Annotated in this window: 18 protein-coding genes; 12 read left to right on the plus strand and 6 right to left on the minus strand. The window is 62.5% G+C overall.

Going from position 1 to position 17,027, the window contains the following annotated elements:
• Window positions 1-221, plus strand: a 221-nt coding sequence (locus AC1DW9_RS32530) for a transposase domain-containing protein (RefSeq protein ID WP_476775915.1), incomplete at its 5' end; no start/stop codon positions are given.
• A 182-nt stretch (window positions 222-403) separates the two neighbouring features.
• Window positions 404-937 (plus strand): hypothetical protein, encoded by a 534-nt coding sequence (locus AC1DW9_RS32535; RefSeq protein ID WP_476777114.1) that lies wholly within the window; start codon window positions 404-406, stop codon window positions 935-937.
• Between the two features lie 5 nt (window positions 938-942).
• Here AC1DW9_RS32535 and AC1DW9_RS32540 read toward each other — a convergent pair whose 3' ends face one another.
• The 4 genes from AC1DW9_RS32540 to AC1DW9_RS32555 form a co-directional block, all read right to left on the minus strand.
• Window positions 943-2,169: an AAA family ATPase gene (locus tag AC1DW9_RS32540; RefSeq protein WP_476777115.1), complete on the minus strand. Its 1,227-nt coding sequence runs from the start codon at window positions 2,167-2,169 to the stop codon at window positions 943-945.
• The gene (locus AC1DW9_RS32545; RefSeq protein WP_476855310.1) at window positions 2,150-2,653 is read right to left on the minus strand and encodes a hypothetical protein; all 504 of its coding nucleotides are present in this window, start codon (window positions 2,651-2,653) and stop codon (window positions 2,150-2,152) included. Before AC1DW9_RS32545 ends, AC1DW9_RS32540 begins: the two co-directional genes overlap by 20 nt.
• Window positions 2,654-2,719: 66 nt before the next feature.
• Window positions 2,720-3,082: a DUF6634 family protein gene (locus AC1DW9_RS32550; RefSeq protein WP_476777117.1), complete on the minus strand. Its 363-nt coding sequence runs from the start codon at window positions 3,080-3,082 to the stop codon at window positions 2,720-2,722.
• Window positions 3,083-3,151: 69 nt separating this feature from the next.
• Window positions 3,152-3,625: a hypothetical protein gene (locus AC1DW9_RS32555; protein WP_476777118.1), complete on the minus strand. Its 474-nt coding sequence runs from the start codon at window positions 3,623-3,625 to the stop codon at window positions 3,152-3,154.
• Between the two features lie 543 nt (window positions 3,626-4,168).
• Here AC1DW9_RS32555 and AC1DW9_RS32560 point away from each other — a divergent pair.
• Entirely contained in the window at window positions 4,169-5,197 is a 1,029-nt protein-coding gene (locus AC1DW9_RS32560) for an NAD-dependent epimerase (RefSeq protein WP_476777119.1), read from the plus strand.
• Window positions 5,198-5,319: 122 nt separating this feature from the next.
• On the opposite strand, the gene AC1DW9_RS32565 is transcribed toward AC1DW9_RS32560, so the two are convergent.
• A complete protein-coding gene (locus AC1DW9_RS32565) occupies window positions 5,320-6,036 on the minus strand; it encodes a ribonuclease activity regulator RraA (protein ID WP_476777120.1) in 717 nt (238 codons plus the stop codon).
• 121 nt (window positions 6,037-6,157) lie between these two features.
• On the minus strand, window positions 6,158-7,126 hold the full coding sequence (locus AC1DW9_RS32570) for a Bug family tripartite tricarboxylate transporter substrate binding protein (protein ID WP_476855311.1): 969 nt from the start codon (window positions 7,124-7,126) through the stop codon (window positions 6,158-6,160).
• A 218-nt stretch (window positions 7,127-7,344) separates the two neighbouring features.
• Here AC1DW9_RS32570 and AC1DW9_RS32575 point away from each other — a divergent pair, with 218 nt between their 5' ends.
• The 9 genes from AC1DW9_RS32575 to AC1DW9_RS32615 all read left to right on the plus strand — a co-directional run bounded on the left by AC1DW9_RS32575 (window position 7,345) and on the right by AC1DW9_RS32615 (window position 16,983).
• Complete coding sequence (locus AC1DW9_RS32575) at window positions 7,345-8,049, plus strand: GntR family transcriptional regulator (protein WP_476777122.1); 705 nt, start codon at window positions 7,345-7,347, stop codon at window positions 8,047-8,049.
• Window positions 8,039-8,956: a dihydrodipicolinate synthase family protein gene (locus AC1DW9_RS32580; RefSeq protein WP_476777123.1), complete on the plus strand. Its 918-nt coding sequence runs from the start codon at window positions 8,039-8,041 to the stop codon at window positions 8,954-8,956. The genes AC1DW9_RS32575 and AC1DW9_RS32580 overlap by 11 nt, the downstream gene beginning before the upstream one ends.
• Window positions 8,957-9,076: 120 nt before the next feature.
• Window positions 9,077-10,807: an L-arabinonate dehydratase gene (araD, locus tag AC1DW9_RS32585; RefSeq protein WP_476777124.1), complete on the plus strand. Its 1,731-nt coding sequence runs from the start codon at window positions 9,077-9,079 to the stop codon at window positions 10,805-10,807.
• A 143-nt stretch (window positions 10,808-10,950) separates the two neighbouring features.
• Window positions 10,951-11,700 (plus strand): FkbM family methyltransferase, encoded by a 750-nt coding sequence (locus AC1DW9_RS32590; protein ID WP_476777125.1) that lies wholly within the window; start codon window positions 10,951-10,953, stop codon window positions 11,698-11,700.
• A 129-nt stretch (window positions 11,701-11,829) separates the two neighbouring features.
• A complete protein-coding gene (locus AC1DW9_RS32595; protein WP_476777126.1) occupies window positions 11,830-13,170 on the plus strand; it encodes a nucleotide sugar dehydrogenase in 1,341 nt (446 codons plus the stop codon).
• Window positions 13,171-13,174: 4 nt separating this feature from the next.
• Window positions 13,175-14,113 carry a Gfo/Idh/MocA family oxidoreductase gene (locus tag AC1DW9_RS32600; RefSeq protein ID WP_476777127.1) on the plus strand — a complete coding sequence of 313 codons (939 nt, stop codon included), beginning with the start codon at window positions 13,175-13,177 and terminating at the stop codon, window positions 14,111-14,113.
• A 4-nt stretch (window positions 14,114-14,117) separates the two neighbouring features.
• The gene (locus AC1DW9_RS32605) at window positions 14,118-14,720 is read left to right on the plus strand and encodes an acyltransferase (RefSeq protein WP_476777128.1); all 603 of its coding nucleotides are present in this window, start codon (window positions 14,118-14,120) and stop codon (window positions 14,718-14,720) included.
• Complete coding sequence (locus AC1DW9_RS32610; RefSeq protein WP_476777129.1) at window positions 14,720-15,871, plus strand: DegT/DnrJ/EryC1/StrS family aminotransferase; 1,152 nt, start codon at window positions 14,720-14,722, stop codon at window positions 15,869-15,871. The genes AC1DW9_RS32605 and AC1DW9_RS32610 overlap by 1 nt, the downstream gene beginning before the upstream one ends.
• The gene (locus tag AC1DW9_RS32615; protein ID WP_476777130.1) at window positions 15,868-16,983 is read left to right on the plus strand and encodes a glycosyltransferase; all 1,116 of its coding nucleotides are present in this window, start codon (window positions 15,868-15,870) and stop codon (window positions 16,981-16,983) included. The genes AC1DW9_RS32610 and AC1DW9_RS32615 overlap by 4 nt, the downstream gene beginning before the upstream one ends.
• Window positions 16,984-17,027 lie beyond the last annotated feature (44 nt).

Raw genomic sequence — 17,027 nt, forward strand, 5'->3', positions numbered from 1 at the left:
CAATCGGGCGCCGCAACTGGCTCTTCGCCGGATCAAAAGCCGGGGGCGAGCGGGCCGCCGCCATCTACTCGATCATCGAGACCTGCAAGATGAACGGCGTCGAGCCCTTCGCCTACATCGCAGACGTCACCCGCAAGATCGCTGAAGGCTGGCCCAATAGCCGCATCGGCGAGCTCATGCCGTGGCAATGGACGGCGGAAACCAAGCAGATCGCCGCCTGACGCAGCGCGGTCCGCAGACCACGCTTACGAAGCAGCAGTGTTGGCTGGGCTTGGAGTGATCTCGACAAGCAGATGGGACGGGCAGCGGAGAACGCGCCTGTTTTTATCGAATCCTTGTACAACGGCTGTATGGACTGCCAGGCTGCTGGCCTAGGCGAGACGTCAATCTCATCAACAGGGTCTTGGCTGAGCACAAGGCCGGCTACAAGTTGAATCCTCCCTATCTGGTTGCGACGCAGGATTTCGCCCCGATCGCGGTTCCGGCGGTAACGCCATCGTTGGCAGCGCAGGCTCGTCCCTTGATCGACGAGGCTCTGAATTCCGCCGATCGCCTGCTGAGCGAAGGCAAGGGCCGACAGGCTGTTTCGGAGCTCCTATGGCTGTTGGAGTCGATCGCGACGGCTTTCAGAGGAACCGGGGACGGCGAAGACACGGTTCAGGGGAAGTATTTCAACGCCATCGTCAAGGAGATGAAGGTTTCCAGCAAGGGAAAGGGGCAAGAGCAGATCTTGACCTGGATGACGACCCTGCACGGTTACTTGTCGTCTCCAACAGGCGGTGGAGTTCGGCATGGGACCGATTTGCAAGCGGGCATTGCGATCCAGCCGCATGAGGCCCGTCTCTACTGCAACCTTATCCGCAGCTACATCACCTTCTTGATTGAAGAACATGAGCGCCAAGTAGTCGGACAGCCGCTACCTACTTGGCGCGCATGACCTAGTCACATGCGCGGCGCGAATTCCTCCCTCGCCGCCAGCGTGGCCTCAACCGCGGCCTTGAGCGGCCTGACTGAACCACCTCGCCAGACCTTCCTGATAGCTTCCAGCTCATCGCCATCGAGATTTGGGATCCAGCGCCGGTCGATATCCTCTTCTGCCGCGTAGTCATCCAGAATCGATGTCACGAGCTCCTCGAGGTGCTCGGGGCCTGGCGCCGGGATCTGCAAAATCCGGAAGCGATTTGCCAACGCTGCCGGCAGGCCGGCCAGGCTGTTTGCGGTCGCGAAATAGACGAGACCCGACAAATCCACCGGGCATTCGAGAGCTGGATCGAAGACCTTCTTGGCGTTATCGCGCTCCAAAAAGTCGAGCAAGCTGTCCAAAAGAGACCCATTTCTCTTGTCCGAACCCGTTTTCTCGATCTCGTCCAGAAGGACCGCTGGATTCGCGATCTGAGTGCGGGCGATTGCCTGCAAGGGGACCGACACACGGGCGCTCGCCCACTGCCTCGACGTGCCAGCAAAGGACGAATCTGCCACGCCCGCGCAGGAGTATTTCACCGGATGTAAGCCGAAAGCATTCGCGAGCTCCAGCGCCAACTTGGTTTTGCCGGATCCGGGAGGGCCGACCAGCAGCGTGGGCCGCAGACGAACCCTATCACGCCGACCGATCTCCTTGATGATCGAACTGATCGCCGACTCCGCCCACGGATACCGATCGACCAGGTCAGCATAGACGCCCGCGGGAGCGTCGACCCCGACCAAGGGCACGAGGCGATTTTCCAGGCTTTTGTATTGCGACCGCAGCGACGCGTCGCCGCTCTTGCCATCTTTAGGGAGGTGGCCGAGCGAGCCGACTACGGTGATGCCCGGATACTCCTCCTCGTCGCGCCTTTTCTTGAACCGATCCGCAAATTCCCTGAGGCCTGGTGGCTGGAAACGCGGCAGGAAGCTCAGGTCTTCATGGTCCTTCTGCCGTGCCTTCTTCATCTCCTCCTCGTCCGGAAATTCCGTCGCGACTCCGTCAAGGTCATCGACAGCGGTCGGGCGGGTCGACTCGGCGATGATATCGTCCGTAGCGCGCTGCAGCGTCCAATCGTCGAACACGTCGACGGCCATCTTGTAGTCCTCAGATGCTTTTGCAGCTGCCTTCCCGGCCTGCTCGCGAGCCCGGCGGCGCTGCGCGCTGCCGCGGCGCGCCCACGAATACTTACTCGCAATGTCGTTCACTGAGATATCCGTGTAATAGACAGCGCTGACCAGTGCCTCGGCGCTCCGCACGATACGTCGCGCGGGACATGCAGAGCGCAGCCATCCGAGTGGCGGCTTCCCGATCACCAAGCTCTGACGCGTAGATGTCCAGCCTCGCCGCGATGCTCCGAAGCATCGTCTGCCGATCGAACTCATCGCACTCATGCAACAGCTCGATGACTGTGTCGCGCGCGGCGTCGGCTTTTGAAACCGTCAATTCTCGGCTGAACGCAATCAGCTGACGCTCCAGATGGTCACTTGAATCTGCCATCCAGAAGGCCTGCCCCGCCGAGCCCGTATTCTCCGTGACCCACGTCTGAGCGTCGCGGTGCGGGTCTGATTTCCAGAAAGGTAGACCAAAGATCAGCTCATCGACTGTCGCGATGCGCTTGCCGTCCTCGACCTCCTTGCGGCATTTTTCCACGGCCGTGATGACCATCTGAAGCTGGTCTTTTTGGTCCATATCCATGCTCTCATGCTGGCCGCGCGGCCTTTGCCGCTAGCGGATTGCGCTTGGGTGGGGTGGCAATCAGATCTTGGGCGCGGGGCCGCTGATCAACTCCTCGAAGCTAAAATCCCGTGGATCTCCGAGGCGATAGAACCGCCCCTCGGTCCTTGCCCACCTGCCCTCCAGATCGACCGCGATGATTGGCGACGTCAGGACAGGGCGGGCGCCTGGGAAGCGCGGGTGCCCCGTCACCGTTCCGACCATCGCAATGGCGCTGGGGCCCGGACCGCGCTCGACAACCGACCAGCCGTTGATAACGGGGGCTTCCGCGAGCACACGCTCGGCGGGCCGCCAGCCACTCGCGAGAAGGTCAATGTCCCGCACCATATCGGCGGCACGCTTGCGGAGCTCGTCCGCGGTGTAGAAACGATCAGTTATGCTCATCTCCATCCTCACCGGGCGGCCTGTGCCGCGTCCGGATCCTGGAAAGAGCCTACAGCGTGTCCTTGAAAGTCACCCGTGGGTCAGATCGAAAATTTTACGAGAGCGCATGAAAACGGCTTCGAAATCCTCGGAATCGATGTCGGCCTCGACGAGATAGCCCTGCGCCAGAACGAACGCGCCGACCGCTTTGATGGTTTTCTTGTCTTCAAGGATCGCGCCCAGGCCAGCCAGGCAGCGCGGTGGAATGGCTGAAGTCGCGAACCGCACCCCCGTCAGGCGGCGCCGGTCGATTCCGGTGACTAGGGCCAATGCGTCTGGCCACATCTGGCCCCACACCTCCCTGGCCCGATCGGCGACTTCGCTTGCGACAACCGGGTTTATATCGTCGCGTGCGACCCCGACCAGGCCGGCTTGCGTCAGCAGGAAGCTATCTCGGCCGCGATAGACGAGTGGGTGAGCTCCAGTATCATCGTGGACAGTGCCGACATACAGAAGATCGACAGGCAGATCCGGGATCGGGTCCTTGAAGATTGAGAATCGCATGGCCGCTGCCGCTGAGCCCGGCCAGTTGCCGGTTCCCAAAGGGCTATGCGATGCTCGCCTGATCAGCAAGTCGGCAGAGGGCGATGTCGAGCGAGATCAACCAGGAGCGCGTCAACGATCATGCGAAGCTGATTCTGCATCGCCTGGTCGCGCGCGAGCTCGGTCGCGACCCGAGCTTGCTCCTTCGCGCTCGTGACGCACTTCAGGCCCGCGCGGCGAGGATGCCAGGCCGCGAGTTCACGTCCGAATGGGAGAAGCTGCTCTCCTCCCAATCACAGAGATCCGGCGGAAGCTGACAAGCTGCGAAGAGGAGATGGTGCGGCTCCGACTATCCTCCCCATTCATGATGGTGAGCGGCCTCGGTATCGACGACCTGCCTCTGAGGCGTCGCACTGCTGCCCGCATTGTGTTGGTTGAAGCTCGCCCTCCTTGTAGTCGCGCGGCTGTCGTGCCAGATACCCAAAGCTAAGCTTGATTGGTTCTGCCGCGAGAGCAGAATGAGTCGCTCTGCCGCTACCAACTATGATGATCTGGGCCCATCCTGTGACGATCAAGGCCTCACAACAGCGAATTCTGCTTACAGGCACTGCAGGCTTCGTTGGCTTTCATGTCACCGAGGCTTTGCTCGCGCAGGGCGTTCAGATCCTCGGTATCGACAATCTCACTCCGTATTACGATCCTGCGCTCAAGCAGGCGAGGCTCGATCGTTTGGCTCCGCGCAACGGCTTTTCTTTTGAGCAACTCAACATTGCCGACTATGACGCGCTTGATGACGCATTTGCTCGATTTCGCCCGGACGCCGTGATTCATCTCGCGGCGCAGGCTGGCGTGCGCTATTCGCTTGAAAATCCGCGCGCGTATGCCAGCGCCAATCTCGACGGCTTCGTGTCAGTATTAGAGGCCTGTCGTCATCATCCGGTTCAGCACCTGATCTATGCCTCATCGAGCTCGGTCTATGGCGCCAACGTCAATGTGCCGTTCAGTGAGCATGATGGCGCCGACCACCCAGTCTCGCTATATGCGGCAACCAAGCGCGCCAATGAACTGATGGCGCATTCGTATGCCCATCTCTACGGCATACCGGTCACGGGCCTACGCTTCTTCACGGTCTATGGCCCTTGGGGCCGACCGGACATGGCCTATTTCAGCTTTACCAAGGCGATTCTGGAAGGCCGACCGATCGACGTGTACGCCGAAAGCGAGATGAGCCGGGATTTCACCTATGTCGACGATGTCAGCGAGGCAATCGTCCGGCTAGTCGGTGAGCCGCCCGGAACTTCCCCCGATTTCAACGGGGCCTCGCCTGATCCCGCAACGGCTGCGGCACCCTACCGGGTTTACAATATCGGCAATCACACTCCAGTCCGACTCGACCACTTCATCGCCGTGATCGAGGCTGCATGCGGTAAGAAGGCCATCAAACGGCATATGCCAATGCAGCCGGGCGACGTGCCCGCCACATATGCCGACGTAAGCGCACTCGCATCCCGCGTCGGTTTCAGCCCGTCCACCACGATAGAAGACGGCATTCAGCGCTTTGTCGATTGGTACCGCGACTTTTACGACTTATAACTTGAAGATCGAGCGCACTACACGTCGACTTGCCCGATCCATGCAGCGAGCCGCGCATATGCGAAACCGGCTCCGCTCACCCGCGAATGATGAGCCTCAAGGCTCGGTAGAGATTTCCCACCTCAAGACCAACCGGTCCGCCAGATCGCGAACTTCGCATTTGTCTCGGCATTAGCCGGATAAAGTCCGAAGATGGTTTCACCGGCACGGACGCGTTCTTCGACGAAATCCTCATAGGCCGTCTGCTCATAGGCCTCCCCTGCGACTTCGTTGGCGAGATGGGCCGGGATCACGCAGACCCCCTCGCCGTCCCCGACCACGATGTCACCGGGGAATACCGGTACATCGCCGCAGCCGATTGGGACATTGATATCGGCCGCGTGGTGGCGGATCAGATTGGTCGGGGCGCTCGGCCGATTGTGAAAGGCCGGGAACGGCATCTGGGCGATGTCGGGCGAATCCCGGAAGCCACCATCAGTGACGACCCCGGCGACTCCCCGCTGCATCAGCCGGGAGACAAGAATGCCGCCGGCAGACGCCGCGCGCGCATCCTTGCGGCTGTCGATCACCATGACATGGCCGGGCGGGCAGGCCTCGACCGCCTTGCGCTGCGGGTGCTCGATATCGGCGAAAACCCCGAGATGGTCTAGATCTTCGCGCGCCGGGATGTAACGCAACGTATAGGCCTCGCCGACCATCCGAGGGGCCGCAGTTCCGAGCGGCCGCACGTCCTGGATGAAAACATTGCGGAAGCCACGCTTGAATAAAGCAGTCGTCAGAGTAGCGCTGGAGACGCGCTTCAGCTTTTCGCGATTTTCGGGGGTCAGCACGGACGTCATCGGAAGGTGATCCTCATTCGCTCAAAGGAGGCGGCATTCGACGCTGATGATCGCCGCCCCGGGGCCTCTATACCGCGCAGCCCCGGAATGCCGCTCTTGGTCAGGACATGGCAATCGCGCTTCACTCGATCTTTACGTTCGCCTTCTGCGCCACCTCGGCCCAGCGCTTGGTTTCGGCGGCGATATGGGCGGTGAAATCGGCCTGGTTCGAGCCAACCGGGTCGACCCCAAGCTTCCTGAGCTGCTCGACGGTTGCCGGCTCGCGCATGATCGCCTGGACCTCGGCAGAAAGCTTGTCGACGATCGGTTTCGGCGTCGCGGCAGGCGCAAAGAAGCCGTGCCAGGAGGTCGCGGCATAGCCCGGAATGAACTCGGCCAGCGCCGGCAAATCCTTGGCCACGGCGAGCCGTTCCGGCGTTGCGGTCGCGAGTGCCCTGATCTTGCCGGCTTCCACATGCGGCCACGCTATGGTGATGTTGTCGAAGGAAAGCTGGATCTGGCCGGAGAGCAGATCCTGGGTCACCTGCCCGCTCGATCGGTAGGGTACGTGGGCCATATCCGTGCCGGTCGCGACCTTGAACAACTCGGCTGCCATATGCGTCGAGGTGCCCGCGCCGGACGAGCCGAAGGAGTATTTGCCCGGGTTCTTCTTCAACAGCTCGATGAGTTCCGGCACCGACTTCGCCGGCAAGTCGAGATTGACCATCAGGATATTCGGCACGCTCGCCACCTGCGAGATCGGCGCAAAATCCTTGACGTGGTCATAGGGCATCTTGCTGTAGACGGCCGGGTTGATCGCATGGGTCGAGACCGTGCCCATGGTCAGTGTGTGGCCGTCGGCCGGCGCCCTCGCGACGGCCGCAACACCGGTGTTCCCGCTCGCCCCCGCCCGATTTTCGACGATGAACTTGCCATTGAGCCGCACTGCCAGCCGCTCGGCCAGGATTCTACCGAGAAGGTCGGTCGTGCCGCCGGCGGCGAAGGGCACCACGATAGTCACGACCTTCGAAGGGTAGTCCGACTGCGCCAGGGCAGCCGGGGCGATCATCAGGCAGGCGGCGGCCATTACCGCACGTCGCGTGAAACTCATCAGGTCTTCCTCCCTTGCTGCAGCGCCCGCGCAATTCGCGCCGGCTCGGCCCTTCTCGGGCTCCTTGCCGCAGGACGTAGCACAGAATTTCAGATTCGAAATCTGAAATTTCAGACTTGTTCCAACTTGATGTTTGTGATGTTTGATGCGGCGATGCAGGGCGTAACGCCGGAGCCCGATCGGGATTCGGCCCCTCCCCGGCACATGCTGGAACTATGATGACCGAGACGACCACGATCGAACCCGTCGCCCCTCACCTGCTGCGCTCCCTGCGCGAGCATGTGCATGAGCGTCTGCGTCGGGCGATCGTTGCCGGCAGCTTCCGGAACGGGGAGAGGCTGAACGAGCGTCAGCTTGCCGAGATGCTGGGAGTCAGTACAACCCCGGTGAAGGATGCGATCCGTAAGCTCGAAAGCGAAGGGCTTGTCCGCACGGAGGCACGACGCGGCGTCTTCGTGCTCTTCTCCGCGCGCCAGGCTCTGGAGATGGCGCTCGGACGTGCCGCAATCGAAAGCGTGATGGCGCATATCGCCGCCAATCGCATCAGCGACGCCGAGATCCGCGACATGTCGCGGCTGATCGACGGCATGGCGCACGCGACCGAGCACAGCGCACTCGAGGACCTCGTCAATCTGAACGAGGCCTATCACGGCGCGATCCACCGGATCTCGGGCTGCGCCTATCTGGAGCGCCGGCTGGACGGACAGCGCATGTATGATCACGCCCAGCGCATCGCACTGCTCGGCGAGCAGGACGAACGCCGCCAGGGTTTTGTCGAACACCAGGGAATCTTCGAGGCGCTGGCGGGGCGCAAACCCCAGCTTGCCGAGCAGCGAATGAGGAGCCACATCGTGCGCTCGGCCAAGAGCCATGTACGCCAGGTGTTCGGTTCGGATGCGGAGGGATTGGCCTATGACGAATGACCGCCTACGGACCGCATTACGCGGAATTTCCGGAGTGCATGTCACAGCCTGGAAGGCCGACGGTGAGGCCGACTGGGCCCTGACCGGCCAGCTCGTCCGACGCATTGCCGAGGCCGGCATCCACAATATCGTCTCGGCCGGAAATACCGGCGAGTTCTATCCGATGACCACCGACGAGGTCGCCCGCAGCCATGCTGTCGCCGCTGAAGCTGCCGCCGGCAAAGCGATGGTTACGGCCGGCATCGGCCGCTCCCTTCGCGAAGCGATCGCGACCGGCAAGCTCGCAGCTGCGGCTGGGTGCGATGCAGTGATGGTGCATCACCCGGTCGACCCCTTTGCGGCGCCGCAATCGCAAGCCGATTACATTCTCGCCATTGCCGAAACCCTGCCGATCCCGGTCGTCGCCTATATCCGCTCCGACGCGATCGGCGTGAGGGACCTCGCCCGCGTCGCGACCCACGCCAATGTCGCCGGCGTGAAGTTCGCATCAAACAACATGATGCTTCTGGCCGAGTGCGTGCGCGCGACGAAGGGCACCAGCGCGAACTGGATCTGCGGGCTGGCCGAGGGCTGGGCTGCGCCTTTCCACGCGCTCGGCGCTCGTGGCTTCACCTCGGGCTTGGTGAATGTCGCGCCCGAACGCTCCCTGGCGATCTGGCGGGCACTGGAGGGCAACGACTATGAACTCGCCCGACGCCTGGTCGATGAGATCGCCGGCTTCGAGACCCTGCGCACCAAATACGGCAACGGCGCCAATGTGACCGTGGTCAAGGAGGCGCTCGGCCTGCTTGGTACGCCGGTCGGTCCCGTCCGCCTGCCTGGCCTTCCGGAGCTGAACGAGAGCGAGCGCTCCGAGTTGCGCCGTGTCGTCGCTGGCTGGGGCGCGCGGCAAGCAGACGCGGAATAGCCGCAAGCGCCGTCGCAGAGCACCCCGACAAGGCATGCATCCCGCATTGCCGCCAGCGGACCGCTTCGCGACGCGCAATGGCGGTCAGGACCACAAGCAAGAAACATCCGAGGAAGCACCATGCCCCACCCCCGCAAGACGCCCGAGACGCTACGCAGCAGGCGCTGGTTCGGCGCCAGCGACCTGCGTTCCTTCGGTCATCGCTCGCGGGCGCTGCAGATGGGCCTCAATCACGAGGAGTTCATGGGCAAGCCGGTTATCGGCATCCTCAACACCTGGTCCGAGATCAACCCCTGCCACACCCATCTACGCGACCGGGCCGAGGCGGTGAAGCGCGCGGTCTGGGCAGCCGGCGGCTTCCCGGTCGAAATCCCCGTAATGTCGGCCTCCGAGCAGTATCAGAAGCCGACGACGATGCTCTACCGCAACTTCCTGGCGATGGAGGCAGAGGAATCGATCCGTTCCCATCCGCTCGACGGCGCGGTGCTGCTCGGGGGCTGCGACAAGTCCACGCCCGCCCTGATCATGGGCGCTTGCAGTGCCGGCCTGCCCTTCATCTTCGTTCCTGCCGGCCCGATGCTGCGGGGCAACTGGGCCGGCAAGGTATTAGGCTCGGGCGCCGATGTCTGGAAATACTGGGCCGAGAAGGAGGCCGGCAACATCTCCGACGATCAGTGGCGCGAGATGGAAAGCGGCATCGCCCGTTCGCACGGCACCTGCATGGTGATGGGCACAGCCGCGACCATGATGAGCCATGCCGAGGTGCTCGGCCTCACCTTGCCCGGCGCCTCCGCGATCCCCGCCGCCGATGCCGCCCACCCCCGCATGGCGGCGGCTGCGGGAAAGCGTATCGTCGAGATGGTCTGGGAGAATTTGACGCCCGACCGCATCCTGACGCGCAAGAGCTTTGAGAACGCGCTCACCGTCCATATGGCGGTTGCGGGCTCTACCAATGCGATCATCCACCTGATCGCGATGGCGGGTCGGGCCGGCGTGCCGCTGACACCGGAGGATTTCGACAGCTTCTCGCGCACGGTGCCTGTGATCGCGAACCTGCGGCCGTCCGGCGAATTCCTGATGGAGGATTTCTTCTATGCCGGCGGTCTCCCCGCCCTGTTGAAGCGGTTGGAGAGCAAGCTCCACACCGACGCCATGACGGTGACCGGCAAGCCACTTGCCGAAACAATCGCGATCGCAAAGGTCTATGACGACAATGTCATCCGTCCGCTCGACAGGGCCGTCTCGACAGCCAACGGGCTTGCAGTCCTGAAGGGCAATCTCGCGCCGAACGGCTGTGTCATCAAACCCTCCGCCGCGGAGCCACGGCTGCTCAAGCATCGCGGGCCGGCCCTGGTCTTCGAGGATTATGACGCGATGATGCGCGCGGTGAACGACGAGAACCTCGATGTCACCGCCGACCATGTCATGGTCCTGAAGAACTGCGGCCCGGTCGGCGGCCCCGGCATGCCGGAATGGGGTATGCTGCCCATTCCGAAAAAGCTGCTGAAACAGGGTGTGCGCGATATGCTGCGAATTTCGGACGCCCGCATGTCCGGCACCAGCTACGGCGCCTGCGTGCTCCACGTCGCACCGGAGGCCTATATCAGGGGACCGCTTGCTGCGGTTCAGACCGGCGACATCATCGTCGTCGACGTCGAAGCTCGCAGCATCTCCGTGGAACTTGGCGACGACGAAATCACCGAACGCCTCGCCGCTTGGTCACCGCCCGACCGCAATTATGCTCGCGGCTATGGCCGCATGTCCGCCGCCCATATCCAGCAGGCCGACAAGGGCTGCGATTTCGACTATCTGGAGGGCACGGCCAAGGTGGCGGAACCGGAGATTCACTGAGCGACCCCGACCGACCGTGAAAGCGGGAGCAGAAAGTCTCTCGACGGGCGAAAATCTATGCTTGGGCCGGCGGTGGGTTCAAGACACTATCAAGGCGAGCACGGCAGGTGCCGAGGTGCCAGGATTGGTCGACGGGGCAGTGGATGACGATCGGATTTGACGACACGCGCCCCTTCGACCCACGCCTTGCCTACGAGATGCCGACCAATTCGCAGATCGAGCAGGAGCGCTGGGTCTTCGCCATGTGCAATGGCAGGCGTGGTGGCCGCTTTGCCGAGATCGGCGCCTTCGACGGCGTCCTCCACAGCAACAGCTACTTTCTGGAGACCGAGCATGGCTGGACAGGTGTGGTAGTCGAGCCCAATCCCGATCTTTTCGCCAAGCTCCGGCAGAATCGAACCGCCATTTGCCTGGAAAGGGCCGTCTATCGCGAATCGGGCAGAATCCTCGACTTCGTCGCCTCCCAGGAGATCGGCACCCTCGAGGAGTTCGCCGACAGCGACGGCTATTCCAGACACCGTCGCCAGGCCATCGCGGAGAAGGGCCTGATCCAGGTCGAGACCATCACCTTCAACGAGATCGCGGCGATGGACGACTTCGCGTCGAACGGCTTCGACTATGTCTCGCTCGATACGGAAGGTTCCGAACTCGACATCCTGCGCAGCATCGATCTGGCTCGCCACCGGATCCCACTCTTCACCATCGAGCACAATTTCGTCGAACCGCGCCGGGAGGAAATCAGGCGCCTGCTAGCCCTCTCAGGCTATGATCGGCTGAATGTCGGCTTCGACGACTGGTACTTCCACCGAACGCTTCTAGCTGAACGCAATCGCGGCATCGTCGTGGACCACGACAAAATCAACCGCCATTTCAAGAACCTCTACAAGGACTAGGGCAGTGATTACTCAGCACACACGCCCCGAAAGGCCTTCGACGCATGTTGACGGTTTCGAGCAAGTCTGGAAGAAGCACGCACACAAAATGGCCAATTGAACGATGTTGGCGCAATCTTGAGGTTGAATGTGAATTCGCCAGTCGCGCAGCGGTTTATTGAACGCGTCCAGGATCGGTCGGTCGTCATTGGCATCGTCGGACTTGGTTATGTCGGCATCCCGCTTGCCCTCGCGGCGCTGCGCCAAGGTATCAAGGTCATCGGCTTTGATATCGACCAACAGCGGGTGGACGATCTGAACGCTGGGAAATGCGCGATCAAGCACATCCCGATGGATCTGATCGTCGAAGGTGTGAAGAACGGCACCTTCATTGCGACCACGGACTTCGACCGTATGGCCGAACCGGATGCATTGCTGATCGCGGTGCCCACGCCGCTCACCAAGCATCGCGAGCCTGATCTCTCGTATGTCGTGAAGACCACGGAGGCGATCGGCAAGCGCCTGCGCAGGGAACAGCTTGTCGTCCTCGAATCGACGACCTATCCCGGAACGACCGACGAGGTCATGCGCCCGATTCTCGAGAAGGCGACGGGCCTCAAGAGCGGCGAGGAGTTCTTCCTGGCATTCTCACCGGAACGCGAGGACCCGGGCAATCCCGACTTCGGTACGTCGACCATCCCGAAGGTTGTCGGGGGCGACGGCGCCGATTCGCTCGCCATGTCGGTGGCTCTTTACAGCGCTCTGGTTGTTAAGGCCGTTCCGGTTTCTTCGACCGCCACCGCAGAAGCAGTCAAGCTGACCGAAAATATCTTCCGCGCCGTCAACATCGCGCTCGTTAACGAGCTGAAGCAGGTCTATGCCGCGATGGGCATCGACGTCTGGGAGGTGATCGATGCCGCCAAGACCAAGCCCTTCGGCTTCATGCCTTTCTATCCCGGCCCCGGACTCGGCGGCCACTGTATCCCGATCGACCCCTTCTACCTGACCTGGAAGGCGCGCGAATATGACATCACCACGCGCTTCATCGAGCTCGCGGGGCAGATCAACACCCAGATGCCTTATGCCGTCGTCAACAAGCTCGCCGAGCTGGTCGACACCCAGGTCCGCAAGAACCTGAGCGACGCGAAGATCCTGATCCTCGGCATCGCCTACAAGAAAAACATCGACGATATGCGCGAGAGCCCCTCGCTCAAGCTGATCGAACTGATCGAGAAGCGCGGTGCCCATGTCGAGTTCCACGACCCCTATATCCCTGTCATTCCGCCGACCCGCGAGCATGCGGAACTGACCGGACGCAAGAGCGTGCCGGTTAGCAAGGAATCGCTCGCTGGCTTCGACGCCGTGCTGATCGCCACCGACCACGACGATGTCGACTACGGTGCTCTGGTCGCGAATTCGAAGCTGGTCGTCGATACACGCAACGCTTGTGCCCGCGCCGGCATCGTCGCCAATAACGTTTTCAAGGCCTGACAAAATGACGAGTTTCGCCCTGATCGGCGCTGCCGGCTATATCGCTCCCCGTCACATGTTGGCCATCAAGGCCGTCGGCGGCGACCTCAAGGTGGCCTATGATCCGAACGATTCCGTCGGCATCATCGACAGCCATTTTCCGCAGGCCCACTTCTTCACCGAATTCGAGCGCTTCGACCGGCATGTCGACAAGCTGCACCGGCGTGGCGAGGACATCGACTATGTCAGCGTCTGCTCGCCCAACTATTTGCACGACGCCCATATCCGCTTCGGATTGCGGTCCGGCTGCGACGTGATCTGCGAGAAGCCGCTCGTCCTCAACCCCTGGAATATCGACGGCCTCGCCGAAATCGAGCAGCACAGCGGCCGCAAGGTCAACACCATTCTCCAGCTGCGGCTTCATCCGGCCATCCAGGCACTCAAGGAGCGCATCGCGCAGTCGAATGAACGCCACGCCGTCGATCTGACCTACATTACCTCGCGCGGCCGCTGGTATCACGCCTCATGGAAGGGTGACGAGAGCAAGTCAGGCGGCGTTGCCACCAATATCGGCGTCCATTTCTTCGACATGTTGGCGTATGTCTTCGGCCCGCTACAGTCGCAGACCGCCAATCTTCGCGAGCCGGAGCGCGCTGGTGGCCTCCTCTCCTACGAGAAGGCCGACGTTCGCTGGTTCCTCTCGGTCGATACCAACGATCTTCCAGAGAGCGTCAAGGGCAAGAAGACGACGTATCGCTCGATCTCCCTGGACGGCGAGGAGGTCGAATTCTCTGAAGGCTTCACCGACCTGCACACACGCAGCTACCAGGAAATCCTGGCCGGCAAGGGCTACGGTCTCGACGACGTCCGCTTCTGTGTCGAAGTCGTCTCGCAGTTCCGGCACGCGCCAATCGTGTCCAGCGGAGAGCAGCACCCCTTCGTCCATAAATATCTGAAGGCCTGAGACGATGGCCGCGGCCTCAGAGATGCGCGACGACCCACGTTTTCCCGGCGCGAAGATTCACGAGAGTGCCTATGTCGACGACGGCGTCACTCTCGGGCCTGGCACGAAGATCTGGCATTTCGTTCATGTCCTGGGGCAAACGGTCATCGGCAAGGACTGCGTACTTGGACAGAACGTCATGGTTGGGCCGCGCGTCACCATGGGCGACGGCTGCAAGGTCCAGAACAACGTCGCCCTCTATGACGGCGTCGAGCTCGAAGACGATGTCTTCTGCGGCCCGTCCTGCGTCTTCACCAACGTCAACAATCCACGCGCGTTCCTGAACCGGAAATCCGAGTTCCGCCGCACCCTCGTCAAGAGAGGCGCGAGCATCGGCGCCAATGCGACCATCGTCTGCGGTCACACACTCGGCGCCTACTGCTTCATCGCCGCCGGCGCAGTGGTGGCGAGGGACGTGCCGGATTTTGCGTTGATGGCTGGCGTACCGGCTCGCAGGATAGGCTGGATGAGCCATAACGGCGCCAAGCTCGGGCCGGATCTCACCTGCCCTGAAACCGGCCGGCGCTACCGCGAAACCGGGCCGAACACCTTGGAGGAGATTCTGTGATGGGCACTCCGGCGATCGAGTTCATCGATCTCAAGGCTCAGCGCCAGCATATCGGCCAAGCCATGGATGACGCCATCCTCAGGGTGGTCCATGAGGGCAATTACATCCTGGGCCCGCAGGTCAAACAGTTCGAAAGCGAACTCGCCGCCTACTGCGGCGCAAAGCACGCCATCGGCGTCGCCAACGGCACCGATGCGCTCGTGCTGGTACTGGAGGCGCTCGGCGTCGGCCCTGGTGACGCAGTGATCTGCCCGAGCTTCACCTTCGCCGCCACCGCCGAAGTCGTTGCCTGGATGGGCGCCACCCCGGTCTTCGCGGAGATCGACGAAGCCACGTACAATATCGACCCCAAGGGCCTCGCCGCCGCGCTGGTCACCACAAGGAACAACAACCTCAACCCACGCGCCCTGATCACCGTCGATCTCTTCGGCCAGTCCGCCGATTACGACCCGATCGAGGCTTTCTGCACCGAGAACGGCCTGGTGCTGATCGCCGATTCCGCGCAGGGATTCGGCGCCCGCTACAAAGGCCGCGTCGTCGGTTCGATAGGCCAGTTCGCCACCACCAGTTTCTTCCCGGCCAAGCCGCTCGGCTGCTACGGCGACGGCGGCGCGATCTTCACCGACAGCGATGAGCACGCGGCCCTGCTCCGTTCACTGCATTTTCACGGCAAGGGCTCATACAAATACGACAATATCCGTGTCGGCGTGAATTCCCGCCTCGACACGCTTCAGGCCGCCGTGCTGCTTGAGAAGCTCAAGATCTTCGCCGAGGAGATCGAAAAGCGCCAGATTGTGGCTGGGCGCTACACCGAGGCACTCAAGGACGTCACGGTGACGCCCCATGTGATGCCCGACTGTGTTTCGACCTGGGCGCAGTACACGATCCGCGTCGACGCTCATCGCCGCGACGCCTTCCAGGCGGCGCTGAAGGACAAGGGGGTGCCGACGACGGTTTACTATCCAAAGCCCCTGCACCAGCAAACCGCTTACAAGCACTTCCCCGTTGCCGGCAACGGCCTGCCGGTCTCGGAGCGCGTCGCGCAGGAGGTCGTGGCGTTGCCGATGCACCCCTATCTCGAGGAAGCCACGCAGGATTACATCATCGAGGCCGTCCGCGAGGCCCTGAAGCGCGAGGCCTCGGCGGCGTGACGCCGAAGCGGCGCCTTGTCTACCTGTCGCTGGAAACTCCGCGCGAAGGTCAGGCGACCTATACACATGTCCACGAGATCATCGCGGGCCTGCGCGAGATCGGCTGGCATGTCGATCTGATCGCAACCGGCCGGGGCGGCGCGAGCTCCGGCACCGGCTATCTGACACGCCTTTTCGATTACGTCCGCGCGGAGTGGACTCTGGCGCGTCGACTGGGCACGTGCGATGGCGTTTACATGCGCGCGCATTTCGCCGCGCTGCCAGTCGCATTGTGGGCGCGGCTGCGCGGCGTCCCGGTGTTCCAGGAGATCAACGGCCTGCCGGCCGACATCTTCGTGACGTATCGCTGGCTCGGCTGGATCGGCCCGCTGATCGGCTGGCTCTATCGCAGCCAGATGCGCATGGCGGCGCATGTTTTCGTCGTCACGGAAGGCCTGCGCAGTTGGGCCAAAGCCCAGGCGGGGCACAATCGCATCAGCGTCGTCACCAATGGCGCAGACGTCAAACTGTTCACGCCCGATGGGCCACGCTCGAACGAACCGGGCCGCTACATCGCTTTCGTCGGCGGCCTGACGGCCTGGCACGGAATCGCAACCATGATCGCGGCGACGAAGGAAGCAGCGTGGCCGGCCGATCTCGGCCTCGTCATCATCGGCGACGGCGTCGAGCGCGACCGCCTCAAAGACGCAAGCCTTGGCTCGCGCGTCCGCTGGCTCGGCCGCCGGCCGCCCAAGGAAGTCGCCTCCCATCTGCGTGGCGCAGTAGCCGCGCTTTCCATCACCGAAGACACGGCCGGCCATCTCGGCACCGGCGTCGCCCCGCTGAAACTCTTCGAAGCCATGGCAAGCGGCGTTCCGGTGATCGTGACCGACCTGCCCTTCCAGCGCGAGCTCGTGAGAGACTACGAGACCGGGCTGGTGATTCCAATGGCGAGCCCAGCCGCGCTCGCCGCAGCCGCCGCGGAGCTCGCAGCCGACCCGGCCCGCGCGCGCCGCCTGGGATGCAATGGCGCGGACTATGTTCGGGCGCATGCCTCTTGGCGTAAACGCGCTGAAGAGATTGCTGAGCGCCTTGCCCCCATCATCGATGCACGGATTGCCGGAAGCAAATAAAACCGGCCTGAGCCCGCTATCGCGCTTGCCACAACGTCGCTTTA

This window comes from Allobosea sp. P4_E12, from assembly GCF_056401655.1.

What these genes read in the sequence shown, in the direction of transcription:
- AC1DW9_RS32545 (WP_476855310.1), bottom strand. Translation starts at nt 2,653, where the DNA reads ATGGACCAAAAAGACCAGCTTCAGATGGTCATCACGGCCGTGGAAAAA.
- AC1DW9_RS32550 (WP_476777117.1), bottom strand. Translation starts at nt 3,082, where the DNA reads ATGAGCATAACTGATCGTTTCTACACCGCGGACGAGCTCCGCAAGCGT.
- AC1DW9_RS32555 (WP_476777118.1), bottom strand. Translation starts at nt 3,625, where the DNA reads ATGCGATTCTCAATCTTCAAGGACCCGATCCCGGATCTGCCTGTCGAT.
- AC1DW9_RS32565 (WP_476777120.1), bottom strand. Translation starts at nt 6,036, where the DNA reads ATGACGTCCGTGCTGACCCCCGAAAATCGCGAAAAGCTGAAGCGCGTC.
- AC1DW9_RS32570 (WP_476855311.1), bottom strand. Translation starts at nt 7,126, where the DNA reads ATGAGTTTCACGCGACGTGCGGTAATGGCCGCCGCCTGCCTGATGATC.
- AC1DW9_RS32575 (WP_476777122.1), top strand. Translation starts at nt 7,345, where the DNA reads ATGACCGAGACGACCACGATCGAACCCGTCGCCCCTCACCTGCTGCGC.
- AC1DW9_RS32580 (WP_476777123.1), top strand. Translation starts at nt 8,039, where the DNA reads ATGACGAATGACCGCCTACGGACCGCATTACGCGGAATTTCCGGAGTG.
- araD (WP_476777124.1), top strand. Translation starts at nt 9,077, where the DNA reads ATGCCCCACCCCCGCAAGACGCCCGAGACGCTACGCAGCAGGCGCTGG.
- AC1DW9_RS32590 (WP_476777125.1), top strand. Translation starts at nt 10,951, where the DNA reads ATGACGATCGGATTTGACGACACGCGCCCCTTCGACCCACGCCTTGCC.
- AC1DW9_RS32600 (WP_476777127.1), top strand. Translation starts at nt 13,175, where the DNA reads ATGACGAGTTTCGCCCTGATCGGCGCTGCCGGCTATATCGCTCCCCGT.
- AC1DW9_RS32605 (WP_476777128.1), top strand. Translation starts at nt 14,118, where the DNA reads ATGGCCGCGGCCTCAGAGATGCGCGACGACCCACGTTTTCCCGGCGCG.
- AC1DW9_RS32610 (WP_476777129.1), top strand. Translation starts at nt 14,720, where the DNA reads ATGGGCACTCCGGCGATCGAGTTCATCGATCTCAAGGCTCAGCGCCAG.